At 72.9% G+C, this 12775-nt stretch carries 6 protein-coding genes and 1 pseudogene; 2 read left to right on the top strand and 5 right to left on the bottom strand.

Translation table 11 applies throughout. The annotated features are described in order from the left end of the window. The first annotated feature begins 48 nt into the window (after positions 1-48). The gene (locus ACGFYN_RS12655) at positions 49-1464 is read left to right on the top strand and encodes a phytoene desaturase family protein (protein WP_393865780.1); all 1416 of its coding nucleotides are present in this window, start codon (positions 49-51) and stop codon (positions 1462-1464) included. A gap of 241 nt (positions 1465-1705) precedes the next feature. Here ACGFYN_RS12655 and ACGFYN_RS12650 read toward each other — a convergent pair. From ACGFYN_RS12650 to ACGFYN_RS12635, 4 genes and pseudogenes are all read right to left on the bottom strand, one after another. Beyond that, positions 1706-2302: pseudogene (locus tag ACGFYN_RS12650) on the bottom strand (DJ-1/PfpI family protein); the annotation flags it as partial. 83 nt (positions 2303-2385) lie between these two features. After that, positions 2386-4560 carry a GH92 family glycosyl hydrolase gene (locus tag ACGFYN_RS12645; protein WP_393865779.1) on the bottom strand — a complete coding sequence of 725 codons (2175 nt, stop codon included), beginning with the start codon at positions 4558-4560 and terminating at the stop codon, positions 2386-2388. 191 nt (positions 4561-4751) lie between these two features. Further along, positions 4752-6200: an arabinose isomerase gene (locus ACGFYN_RS12640; protein ID WP_393865778.1), complete on the bottom strand. Its 1449-nt coding sequence runs from the start codon at positions 6198-6200 to the stop codon at positions 4752-4754. A gap of 38 nt (positions 6201-6238) precedes the next feature. Then, positions 6239-7537: an MFS transporter gene (locus tag ACGFYN_RS12635; protein ID WP_393865777.1), complete on the bottom strand. Its 1299-nt coding sequence runs from the start codon at positions 7535-7537 to the stop codon at positions 6239-6241. Between the two features lie 251 nt (positions 7538-7788). Here ACGFYN_RS12635 and ACGFYN_RS12630 point away from each other — a divergent pair, with 251 nt between their 5' ends. Further along, complete coding sequence (locus ACGFYN_RS12630) at positions 7789-11763, top strand: glycosyl hydrolase (protein WP_393865776.1); 3975 nt, start codon at positions 7789-7791, stop codon at positions 11761-11763. Here the strand turns inward: ACGFYN_RS12630 and ACGFYN_RS12625 are convergent. Beyond that, positions 11746-12765, bottom strand: coding sequence for a LacI family DNA-binding transcriptional regulator (locus ACGFYN_RS12625; RefSeq protein WP_393865775.1), 1020 nt, complete (start codon positions 12763-12765; stop codon positions 11746-11748). The two genes, ACGFYN_RS12630 and ACGFYN_RS12625, sit on opposite strands and share 18 nt — an antisense overlap. Between the last annotated feature and the right edge of the window lie 10 nt (positions 12766-12775).

Below are 12775 nucleotides of genomic sequence, written 5' to 3'. Positions count from 1 at the left end.
GCGCGTGCCCCGTAGGCATGGTGGGGATCTCCGGAAAGGCGGCACGTCATGACCACAGCGACCGTCGTGGGGGCCGGGCCCAACGGCCTGGCCGCCGCCGTCGCGCTGGCCCGGGCCGGCGTGCGGGTCACGGTGCTGGAGGCGGCCGACCGGATCGGCGGCGGCACCCGCTCCGGCGAGGCGATCCTGCCGGGCCTGCTGCACGACCACTGCTCGGCGATCCACCCCATGGCCGTGGGCTCGTCGTTCCTGAACGAGCTCGGCCTCGATCGCCACGGCCTGCGCTGGGCGTGGCCGGAGATCGACTGCGCGCATCCGCTGGACGGCGGCACGGCCGGGACGCTGCACCGCTCGGTGACCGCCACCGCCACCGGTCTCGGCCCCGACGGCGAGGTCTGGCGGCGGCTCTTCGAGGGCCCCTCGGCGGCGTTCGGCACCTTCGCCGACGACATCATGGGCCCGCTCCTGCGCCTGCCCCGGCACCCCGTTCACCTCGCCCGCTTCGGCCTTCCCGCACTCGCCCCCGCGTCGCTGCTGGCGCGGGTGTTCAGGACAAAGCAGGCCAGAGCCCTGTGGGCCGGCGTCGCGGCGCACGCGTTCCACCCCCTGGAGCGGCCGCTGACCGCGAGCGTCGGGCTGGGCATCATCACCGCGGGACACCATTACGGCTGGGCGGTCGCCGTGGGCGGCTCGCGCCGTATCACCGACGCGCTGGCGGCGCTCCTCATCGAGCTGGGAGGGACGATCGAGACCGGGATCCGGGTGCGTTCGGCGGCGCAGCTCCCGCCCTCGGACGTGACCCTCTGGGACGTCGCGCCCACGGCCCTGGCCGACATCCTCGGCGATCTGCTGCCGCCCCGGATCGCCCGCGCCTACCGCAGCTACCGCTACGGCCCGGGCGCGTTCAAGGTCGACTTCGCGGTCGAGGGCGGCGTCCCCTGGCGGTCCGACTCGGCGCGCCGGGCGGGCGCGGTGCACCTCGGCGGCACGTACGCCGAGATCGCGGCCACGGAGCGGGACATCCACGCCGGACGGATGCCGGAGCGCCCGTTCGTCCTGGTGGGGCAGCAGTACCTGGCCGACCCCTCCCGGTCGGCCGGCGACGTCCACCCCGTGTGGTCCTACGCCCACGTCCCGAACGGCTACACCGGCGACGCCACCGAGGCGATCACCGCGCAGATCGAGTGGTTCGCACCGGGCTTCCGCGACCGGATCGTCGGCACCGCGGTGCGCACCACGCCCGGATTCGCCGAGTACAACCCCAACCACGTCGGCGGCGACATCATGACCGGCGCCACGAGCGTCTCCCGCCTCGTCTTCGGCCCCCGCCCCACCCTCCAGCCCTACGACACCGGGGTGCCGGGCCACTACCTGTGCTCGGCGGCCACCCCACCAGGAGCCGGCGCGCACGGTATGTGCGGAGCCCACGCCGCCGCCCGCGCCCTGCGCCAGCTGCGCGCCTGAGACACCGGTAGCCGCGGCGAACTCCTGTGCCTGCTCGGCGAGTTGATCGACGGGCTGCAGGAGAGCGGCCCGCCAGGCCAGGACGGCCGGGTGGCTCTCCAGGGCCGGGCACCTCCTCGGCAGGCCGCGGACCCGGCGCGTGCTCGGCCGGGTCACGGGCGTCGTACTGATCGGCTCCGGTCTCGTCGTCGCGACCGCGGCCGGCTGACCGGACCGGCGCCTCCTCAGCCGCGCAGCGTTGCGCCTCGCCCGCGCCGACGGCGCGAAACGCCCGCTCGACCGTCTCCTCGTTCTCGCCGACCGGAGCGACGTAGTCCAGGACGCCGCGTGCGGCGGCCTCGCCCAGGGTCCGGGTGATCACCCAGGTGGCGAGGTACTGCGAGGCCAGGCAGCCGCCCGCGGTGGCGATGCTGCCCTCGGCGTGGAACGGCGCGTCCAGCACGGTGACGCCGCAGGCCTCGACGTAGGGCCGGCTCTTGATGTCCGTGCAGGCGGGCATGGTGCCCAGCAGGCCGAGCCGGGCGAGCACCAGCGCGCCGGAGCACTGCGCGCCGATCAGCTGCCGCGCGGGGTCGAGCGGCAGCCGGGAGATCAGCCGGTCGTCGGCGACGACGTCCCGCGTCCGCACGCCGCTGCCGATCAGCACGACGTCGGCCTCGGTCACGAACTCCAGCGGGCGCTGCCCGGTCACCTCGACGCCGTTCATCGACGTCACCACCGGCGTGGGCGTCGTGATGAACGCCTCCAAGCCGTCCTTGCGGCACCGGTTGATCAGCGCGGAGGCGATGAAGCTGTCGAGCTCGTTGAATCCGTCGAAGGTGACGACGGCTACCTGCATGGCGACTCCTCACGGCACGGGAGCCGCAGCGTCTCAGGCGGGCCAGGTCCCCGTCGCGGGCCAATCCGCGGCCGGTGGCCCGCTCACGGGGCGGTCAGCCGGTAGCGCAGGACACCTCCCTCGCTCACGAACGCGGACGGGAGGAAGGGAGTGGTGACCGGGCGGCCGTCGAGGTCCAGCGAGCGCACGCGGGAGCGCGCCGTCGACGCGTCCGGGGCGAGGACGCTGAGGGTGACACCGTTGCCGCGGTGCACCGTGATGGCGGGGAACAGCGGGCTGGCCAGGGCGAGTTGGGAGCTGCCCGGGATCTGGGGGTACATGCCCAGACTGGCCCAGACCGCCCAGGAGGACATCGCGCCCAGGTCGTCGTTGCCGACCAGGCCGTCCGGGCGGTCGGCGAACAGGGTGGTCAGGGCGCGCCGCACGGTGTCCTGGGCGCGGTCGGGGCGCCCTGCGTCGTCGTAGGCCCAAGGGGTGCCGAAGGAGGGCTCGTTGCCGAGGTAGGCGTACGGCTTCTCGGCGCCCGCGTTGAGTTCGGTGAAGAAGGTGTCCAGGCGCGAGGCGACCGCGGCGTTGCCGCCCATCGCGGTGAACAGCCCGGGCAGGTCCTGCGGGACCATCCACGTGTACTGGGCCGCGTTGCCCTCGACGTAGTCGGTGCGCTGGGCGGGCGTGAAGGCGGGCCAGGTACCGTCGGCGGCGCGGGGCTGCAGGTAGCCGGTCGCGGGGTTGAACAGGTGGCGCCAGTTGCCCGCGGCGCGGTTGAGAGTCGCCTGGGTGCCCGTGTCGCCGAGGCGTGCGGCCAGGCGGGCGAGCGCGCCGTCGGCGACCGCGTACTCCAGCGTGGTGGACGCGGTGCCCCAGACGCCCTTGGTGCCGGCCGGGATGTAGCCCAGGCTGTCGTAGAGCTCGTGCCCCGGCCGCTGCCGGTCGTCGGTGCGGCCCGCCACGGCCGTGCGCAGCAGCGCCGCGGCGTCGAAGTCCGTGCCGCCGAAGGCGTGGATCGCGGCGGCGATCGCCGGAAGCGGGTCGCCGACCATGACGCGGGTGCCGCCGTTCGCCAGCGTCCACCGGTCGAAGTAACCGCCCTGACGGCCCTGTTCGAGGATCGACCGGGCGACGTCGGAGGCCTCGTGCGGGGCGAGCAGGGCGAGCAGCTGGACCTGGGAACGGTAGACGTCCCAGCCGGAGAAGTTCGCGTACTGCACATGCCCGGCCCGGGTGCGATGGACCTGGCCGTCCATGCCCCGGTAGCGGCCGTCGGTGTCGCTGAAGGCGCTGGGGTGCAGCAGCGCGTGGTAGAGCGCGGTGTAGAAGATCCGGCGCTGGGTCTCGGTGCCGCCGGTGACGGCGATCCGGCCCAGCCACTCGTTCCAGCGACTGCGGGCGGCCTGCCGGACGGAGTCGTAGGAGCCGCTGCCCTGTTCCACGGTGGCGTTGCGGCGGGCGCCGTCGAGGTCGACGAAGGACACCCCCACCCGGGCGGTGACCGTACGGGTGCCGGGCGCGAAGGAGACGTACGCGCCGGACGCCTTGCCGTCCAGGTGCTCGGCGTGGGCGAAGGGCTGGTCGAAGACGGCGTGGAAGTAGAGGCGGTAGCGGTTCGTGGAACCGCAGAAGGCGCCGCTGTCGGTGTAGCCGGACAGGGTGCGCGTGCCGATGCTGATGTCCCCGGTGGCCTTGTTGAACGCCCGTCCCGCGTCCACCGTCAGCCCGGCCGGCCGCGCGTCGTCCGCGGGATAGGTGAAGCGCGCGATGCCGGAGCGCTGGGTGGCGGCGATCTGCGTACGGATGCCGTTGTCGAAGGTGACGCCGTAACTGCCGGGCGACGCCTGCTCGTTGGCGTGCGAGAAGGTGGCGTGGCGGGCCGCGGGGTCCGGGTCCGGGCGGCCGGTGAGCGGCATGAACGGCACGTTGCCGTAGTCGTCGCAGCCCGCGCCGGAGATGTGGGTGAGGCTGAAGCCGCGGATCCGGTTGTCCTTGTACGCGTAGCCGCCGTGCTGGTGCGTGACGGTGTCGGGGCTCCACTGCACCCCGCCCAGAGCCGCCGACGCTCCTGGGAAGGTGTTCCCGGCCCCTCCGCCGTGACCGAAGTCGGTGCCGCCCGGTGCCGTACCGACGAACGGATTGACGTAGGCGGCGGGATCGGCCACGGCACGCGCGGCCTCGGCCACGGCGGGGGTGGAGGACTCCGCCCGGACCGGCGAGGCCAGCAGGACGGACGAGGCCAGGGCAGCCGCGACGGGGTGCAGGCGCACGAAGCTCTCCTCGGGACGGTGGGCCGCCGCCCTGTCTACGGCGACGGACTGCCCACCTTCCCGACCGGACCCCGCGGCGCCGCGGCGCCTTGCCGTGGGACGGGCCGTGCATCAGGCTCACGGCGGAACGCGCGCCGGCGGCGAAGGGCCCCGGCGCCGATCAGGCGTCATGAGGGATGCGCGGGGCCCGCTCACACCTCCCGGTGGTCGATGCCGAGCAGGCTCGCCGCGGCCCGGAAGTCGGCCGCGTGGCTGCCGACCGCGAGGGACCAGTGGTGGCCCACGCCCGTCGCGCTCCACGCGTCGACCCACTCGCCGGGATCACGGCCGAAGTCGACCCGGCTGGTGGTGTTGCCGATCTCCAGCAGCGGGCCGGGCACGACGGTGCCCTCGGACGTGACGAAGGACAGGCTGCCGTCGGCGTCCTGGCCGAGTCCCAGGAGGGTGACCGGGCCGTGCTGGACGTCGAACTCCACGCTGACGCCCCAGCCGCGCTTGCCGTGGTAGACACCCAGCCCGCGCAGCAGCGGGTCGCGGGCGCTCACGGCCAGATGCGCCGGGCCGTCGTGGCCCATCTCCACCACGCCGTCCTCGAAGTTGAGGGCCTGGATCTCGGTGAACGAGCCGCCGGCGCCGACGCTCTGCGAGGCCAACTGGGCGACACTGGTGCGCAGTTCGTACTCGCCGGGCGCGGGCACGCCCCGCGCCGTGAGCAGGGAGGCGCCCAGGATCATGCCGGCGCCGAGCCGCTCGTGCAGCTCGCCGTCGAGCCCGCGGTGGTAGTAGGCGAGCGTGTCGAGGCCGAAGTCCTCCACCAGCCGGTCGAGGGCGACGGAGACGGTCGATCCCCACGCGAAGTCCTCGTCGACCACGCTGTCGTCGAGGGTGAAGACCTGCCGGGCGAGCTTCATGCGGTCGCGGGTCTCCGCCTCGGTCACGCGCTCCACGCGGTGCCGCAGGTCGTCGAACTCCAGCACCTCCACGTGCGAGCCGAACGTCGTGGGCAGCAGCGTCAGGTCGGTCGAGACGTCGAGCATGCCGGGATACAGATGTCCCATCAGGCCGTGCCGGGCGTGCCGGAGCGCGGCGCGGACGTGCGCGGCGCGGATCCACTGCTCGATGCGGCGCCAGGCCGACTCCTGGCGCAGCCAGCCCGAGACCGACCGGAAGGGGATGCCGGCCCGGCGGAAGACGTTGCCGACCTCGGGCACCGGGCACTGTCCGCAGTAGGCCAGCCAGGCCCCGGTGTCGAAGGAGGCGTGGTCCATCCGCTCGGACGGCTGGAGGTCGATGACCAGTACCGGGGTGTGCGCACGCCGGGCGATCGGCAGCACCATCGAGGAGGTGAGGTACGTCGTCAGGAACAGCACGATCAGATCGCAGTCGGCCTTGCGCAGCTCCTCGGCGGCGGCCGCCCCCTCCTCGGCGTCGGAGATGAAGCCGACGTCCGTCACCTCTGTGTCCATGCTCCCGAGCCGCTCGGCGACGTACCGGGCCGATTCCTGCAACTGCGGGAGCAGTCCTGGGAATTGGGGCCAGTAGGTGCCGAGTCCGCCGGCCACCAGGCCGATCCGGGTGTGGCGGCGACGCGCCGGGGGCAGCAACTCCGCTACGGGTGTGGGGTGTTCGGCGGTGGTCATGGGCGGTGCTCCTCGTGGGTAGCGGGGTCTGCTGCGCTTCAGGTCGGGGCCACCCGCAGGTCCGTCGGGGTGTGCGGGACGCCGGCGGTGCGCCGGATGAGGACACGGACGATGTAGACGCCCGCGACCGCCGACGCCGCCATGCAGGCGGTGATCGCCCAGAGCAGGGCGGAGGCGCTGTACTCCATCAGGGCCGGCGTGACGAAGGCGACGCCGGCGAAGACCCCCCGCGACAGGGCGTAGGTGAGGCCCTGTGTGGTGCCGCGGGTGTCCGGGGGCAGCGTGAGCTGCGACCAGACCTTGTAACTGGCCTCTCCCGCGAAGGGGTTGGAGATCTGGTAGAGCACGAAGAAGACGAGCATGCCGGTCAGGGCGCCGGCCGTGAAGGAGGCGATGCAGAAGGCGATGATCTGCACGACGGTGAAGACGTAGAACATCCGATCGCGCCAGGGGGTGTCGGCGATGCGGACGAAGACGAAGGTCAGCACCAGCGCGATCGGGAGGAACGCCAGGTTGATCCCGGTGGCCAGGCTCTGCGAGGCGCCGCTGACCGTGACCAGCAGATAGGTGCCGAACTGGCCGAAGGTGTTGGCGCCGATGCCCCAGGTGACGTAGTAGGCGAAGGTCGCGGCCATCGGCAGCAGCGCGGCGCGGTTGAGCACGTTCTTCCACTCGATGCCGCGCGGGGCGGCCAGCGCGGCCGCCTCCTCGGCCACCTCGGTGTCCGACGGCTCGTCGGCCAGCTGGAGCCGGGAGCGCAGCTGCCAGGTGACCAGCGCGGCGACGGCCAGATGGCCGGTGATGATGCGCGCCCCGGTCATGCCCGTGTCGGAGAGCAGATAGCCGAGGAAGATCACGACGACGATGCCCGCCACCCACATGACCTGCGTGAACGACACGAGACGCGCCCGGCCTTCGGCGGGCGCCGCGTCCGAGACCACGGCCAGGGAGGTCGGCAGATCGGCACCCGCGGCGAGCCCCGCCACCAGTACTCCGATGAACAGCACGATGTCGTTCGGCGCCAGGGTGATGACGACCGCGCCCACCGCGTAGCAGAAGATGTCCCAGTTGTAGACGCGGCGGCGCCCGAACATGTCGGCCAGCCGGCCGCCGACGAGGGAACCGACGGCGATACAGCCTGTGACGATCGCGCTGATCGCGCCCGCCATCCACACGCCCATGCCGTAGCTGTCGCGGTAGATGGCCAGGTTGACGGCGATGCTGACGATGAGGGCGGCGTCGAGATAGGAGGCCATGCCGGACAGGGCCGCGACCTTCCACAGGCGCCAGGGGATGGGTTGTTCCGAGCGTTCTGGAGCAGTCGGGGTTCGGACCATGATGCGACTCCGTCGTCTGGGGAGGGGCCGAGCGGAGGGGGACGTCGCGGCGCTGAGGCCGATGCGCAGTGAATATAGGAGCAGAAAAACGTTCCAACAACCCCTCATGCGCCCATTTGCAGGAAGACGCGACAGCCTCCTTCCCGCCTTTCGGATCCGGTGCCAACATTCCAGGTGGTCGATGACTCGTTCTGTGTAAAACGTTTTTGATCCGTGAGGGTGCCTCAGCCGTACTCGGAAGGACCGTATTCGTGATCTCCTCCGCGCTGCAGCAGCTGTTCGACGACCCGCCCCGGGACTTCGGCCCCACCCCGCTGTGGTGGTGGTCGGGAGCGAGAGTCACCCGCGAACGGCTCGCCTGGCAGATGCGCCGGTTCGCCGAGGGCGGCATCCACAACCTGGTCGTGATCAACCTGGCGCCCGCCGGGCCGAGCTTCGGCGCCCGGGCCGACGAACCGGCCTGGTTCGGCGAGGAGTGGTGGGCACGCTTCACCGACGCCTGCGAGATCGCCCAGGACCTGGGCACACGCCTGTGGTTCTACGACCAGATCGGCTTCTCCGGCGCCAACGTCCAGGGAGGCGTCACCCGTTGGCACCCCGAGGCCACCGGGCTCGCCCTGCGCTCCCACCGGGTGAGGCTCTCCAACGGCGAGGTCCCGCTGGGGAGTTCGCAAACCCTCGTCGGCGCCTACTCGACGCAGGGCCGGCGCCTGACCGTCACCGGCACGCGGATCGAGGCGGCCGACGGCACCGAGGTCGAGCTCGTCACCGCCGTCCCCACGGCCTTCGACTACCTGGACCCGCAGGCCGTCGGCCTGCTGATGGACGCCGTCCACCACGAGTTCGACCGCCGCGTCCCCGCCTACCTGGGCAACGTCGTCGCGGGCAGCTTCCAGGACGAACTGCCCGGCACCAACGCCTTCGGCCGCGGCTTCCCCGAGGCCTTCCGCGCCCGCCGCGGCTACGACCTGGTGGACCACCTGCCCGCGCTGTTCCACCGGACCACCGACATCTCGGACAGCGCTCAGGCGGCGAAGATCCGCGCCGACTACTACGCGGTCCGCGCCGAACTCACCGAAGAGGCCCTGTTCAAGCCCCTCGCCGCCTGGCACGAGGAGCGCGGCATGCTCCTGGGCTGCGACCAGAGCCACCCCGCGCGCTCCGGCTTCCCCGCCCAGTCCACCCAGATCTACTCGGACTACTTCCGCACCCACCGCTGGTACGGCGCGGCGGGCAGCGACCATCACGGCGACTCCAAGGTCCACTCCTCCATGGCCCACCTCTACGGACACGAGCGCGTCTGGATCGAGGCGTTCCACTCCTCCGGCTGGGGCGGCACCCTGGAGGACACCTACGACTGGCTGCTGCCGTTCCTGCGCAGCGGCGCCAACCTCTACAACCCGCACGCCAGTTACTTCGGCACCGCGGGCGGCTGGTTCGAGTGGGCGCCGCCCTCCACCGACTGGCGCCAGCCCTACTGGCGGCAGTACCCGGCCTTCTCCCGTGCCGTCGCCCGGATCTGCTCCCTGATGTCGTGGGGCACCTACAGCGCCGACGTCGCGGTCCTGCACCCCACCGCCACCATGCAGGCCCTCATCCCGCTGGACGCCCCCGTCAAGCACTTCGGCGACGGCCGCCTCGGCGAGGCCCACGCCGACGTCGACGAGACGCAGCGGCACTACCTGGATTTGTGCGGCACCAACAACTGGCTGCGGCCGCACGTCGGTTCGCTGGACCGGCACCGCGTCTCCTTCGACGTCGTCGACGACGCCTCGGTGCAGCGGGCCACGGCCGCCGGCGGCGCCCTGCGGATCGGCGACCTGGCCTACACCGCCGTACTGCTGCCCTCGGTGAGCGTCCTGGAGGAGGACACGGCCCGCCGGCTGGCCGAACTGCTCGACGCCGGCGGCCGGGTGGTGGCGGTGGGCCGCCCGCCCGCGACCGCGGCCGGACGCGGCGGAGACGACTCCGTCGTATCGGCGCTGACTGCTCATCCGAGGCTGGAACGGGCGAGCGACGCCGAGGCCGCGGCGCTCGCGGTGGCCGACGCCGCCGGACACGCGACCGGCGACGTGCCACTCCTCGTCAGGCGGCAGGGGGAGACGGCCATCGCCCTGGTGACGGGCGCGTTCCCCGACGCCCGTACGCATCCGCCCAGGGGCCGTCACGACATCGACCCCGCGCGCTACGCCCGCACCAGGTCCGTCACCGTGCGCGCCCCGGTGGCCGAGGCCGAGGTCTGGAACCCGGCGACCGGCACCCGGCGCCCCGCCCGCGTCACCGTCGCCGACGGCGCCTCGACCGTGGAGGTGCCGCTGGACGGCGCCCCCGCGGCCCTCCTCGTATGGCGCGAAGGCACCCCGCCACCCCCGGCACCGGCCCAACCGGCCGAGCCGATCGTCACCGTCGACTTGTCGACCGGCTGGCAGGGCCGGCTGGTCCCCACCATGGACAACACCTGGGGCGACCTCGCACTGCCCGGCGGGACGTCCGTCGACGAGCCGCAGATCTGGACCATGAGTTGGACCGAGTCCGGTGCTCCCGACGCCGACTGGCAGCAGACGCGCGCGACCTACGGCAACCGGGTGCGCGTCCTGCCGCCGGTGCCCGCCGCGAAGGCCCCCGACCCGCTGGACCGCGCGTCCGCCGCACGCGTCCTGGCCGGGGAGCTGCCCCTGGCTCCCTGGGACGAGAGCTGGACCGTGGCGCTGTTCTCGTCGAGCCGTGGCACCCCGGACCCCGAAGGACTGCTGGGCAACAAGGGGTTGGTGACCGAGGAGTTCGTACGGGTCCCGGTGCCCGGGCCCGGAACCGTCGCCCGGGTCCGTACCGTCGTCGAGACCGGCCACCGCGGACCCGCCGACCTGCACGTCGCAGCGGAGGCGGTCAAGCGCGTGTGGTGGAACGGCGAGCGGACGGCCACCGGCACCGGCTACCTGGCGACCGCCCGGGTGGAGGTGGAGCAGCGGTACAACGTCCTGGAGTACGAGCTGTCGGACACCGAGGACCGCCCGTCCGCGATCTCCGCCAAGGCCCATGCCCCGCTGGGCAGTTACTTCTGCCTGACCCTCCCGGACGGGTTCGTGCCGCGCCCCCGGTTCATGTGCCTGCCCGACGGAGTACGGCCGGACGGCGGCGTGACCTACCGGGGCCGGCTGAGTCACGCCGGTGACGATGCGCGGGCGGTGCTCGTGGTCGGAGCCGCGGCCGGTGTCACCGTGCTGCTGGACGGCGCGGTCGTGGCACGGCAGGAGAAGGTCGAGTACTACGAGTCCGCCTGGGGCGCGGTGCCGATGTTCTTCCGGCACGAACTGGCCCTCGCGGCGGGCGAGCACGTGCTCGACGTCGTGGCCGACAGCGTCCGCGCGCGGGACGCGGTGTTCGTCGACCTCGTGGCCTCCGGCGGGCCCGAGGTGACGGCGCTCGTCAGCGGCGCCGGCTGGGAGGCCGCGACGGGGGAGTGGGGCGGGCGCACCGTCGAACACGAGGGCCGGTGGGGGGAGTTGCAGCACTGCCACGCCGCCGTACGGCCGCACCCGCTGCCGGACACCGAATGGCTCACCGGCGCCCCGGCGCTCGGCGCTCCCGTCCTGCCGCTGCGCTCCACCGACGACGTCCGCGAGAGCGCACAGCGCTTCCGCTTCACCGTCCCGCCCGGCACCGTCGCACTCGACCTGCCGCTGGAGCTGCCCGCGCGGGTGCGGATCGCGGACGGCGCTCAACGGCCTCTCCAGGGACAGATGTTGACGCTCCATCAGCCTCTTGCGCAGCCGTCGGAGATCGAGGTCGTCACCGAGCCCACGGCCGTCCTGCGAGGCGGCTCCGCCTGGCGCGGACCGGTGCGCGTCCGCACCGCGCCCGCCCCTCTTCCACTGGGGGAGTGGCGGTCGCTGGGACTGGGCAGCTGGAGCGGCGGTGTCACCTACGCGCGCGATGTCGAGGTGCCCGACGGGCCGGACCCGGTGCTCGACCTGGGGGAGGTGCGGGGCAGCGTCGCGGTCGCCGTCGACGGTGCACCGGTCGGCGAGGCGTTCTGCGCTCCGTACCGGTTCCCACTGCCGGGTGCCGCCGGGCGCAGCGTGCGGATCGAGGTGACCGTCCACAACACCCTGGCCCCGTATCTCGCCGAAGCCACCCCGACAGCCTGGGCGTTCCCCTCCCGGCGGCCCTCCGGACTGCTGGGACCGGTGACGCTCCAGGTGCGGGAATCAGACGCCGGGCAGTGACCGGGTGGAGTCCCGCAGGACCAGGTCGGGCGCGAACACCCTTGTCTCATGGGTGTGTTCGGCGCGCGCCTCCACCTCGTCGAGCAGCATCTCGACGGCGGCCCTGCCGAGGTCCTCGACGGGCTGGCGGACCGTGGTCAGGGTCGTACCGACGAAGCTCGCGATGTCGAGGTCGCCGTATCCCACCACCTGCACGTCCTCGGGGACCTTCACATCACGCTCGGCCAGCCCGCGGCACAGTCCGGCCGCGAGGAAGTCGTTGGTGCAGAACACCCCGTCGGGCAGGTCGGTCAGACCGCGGGCGATCTCCCGGCCGTACGCCACCGTCATCTCCTCGGCGACCACCTGGTCGAGCCGCGCCGTTCGCCGGCTTCGGACGGCCTGGCGGGCACCCTGGTAGCGGTCGGCGCACTGCCGTATCGAGCGTTCGCCGTTCACCACGAGGATGTCGCGGGCCCCGCAGTCCAGCAGGTGCTGTACGGCGATCCGGCCGCCGCCGATGTCGTCGACGGAGACGGAGCAGCCCTCCTGGGCCGGCAGCGCACGGTCCGCCAGGACCAGCGGGATGCCCCGCTCGCGCAGCCGGGTCAGCCGGCTGGGGTCCGCGCTGAGCGGGACGACCACGGCGCCGAGGGCCCGCTGCTCGACCAGCATGGTGAAGTAGCCCTGCTCGCGCTCCGGTGCGTCCCCGCTGTGGCACAGCACGAGCGAATAGCCGTGGTCGTACGCTGCGTCGGCGGCACCTCTCGCGATGCGCGCGTAGAAGGAGTTGGTGACGTCGGGCAGCACCAGGCCGATCGAGGACGAGTGTCCGGTGCGCAGTCCGGCGGCGCCCGGATGGGGCACGTAGTCGAGCGCCGCGACCGCGTCGCGGACCCGCTCGGCGGTGCGCGCGTTGACGCGCTCGGGGCGGTTGAGCACGTTCGAGACCGTCGACACCGAGACGCCGGCGGCGGCTGCGACGTCCTGGATGCGGGCGGGGCGAGCCGGAATGGCGTCCACCCCCCTCGCT

It is taken from the genome of Streptomyces sp. NPDC048419, from assembly GCF_043200415.1.
Classification (GTDB): Bacteria; Actinomycetota; Actinomycetes; order Streptomycetales; family Streptomycetaceae; genus Streptomyces.
This window is presented reverse-complemented; position numbering and strand designations above follow the sequence as displayed.

Coding starts and splice junctions, on each gene's coding strand:
- ACGFYN_RS12655 (WP_393865780.1), top strand. CDS start 49: ATGACCACAGCGACCGTCGTGGGGGCCGGGCCCAACGGCCTGGCCGCC.
- ACGFYN_RS12640 (WP_393865778.1), bottom strand. CDS start 6,200: ATGACCACCGCCGAACACCCCACACCCGTAGCGGAGTTGCTGCCCCCG.
- ACGFYN_RS12635 (WP_393865777.1), bottom strand. CDS start 7,537: ATGGTCCGAACCCCGACTGCTCCAGAACGCTCGGAACAACCCATCCCC.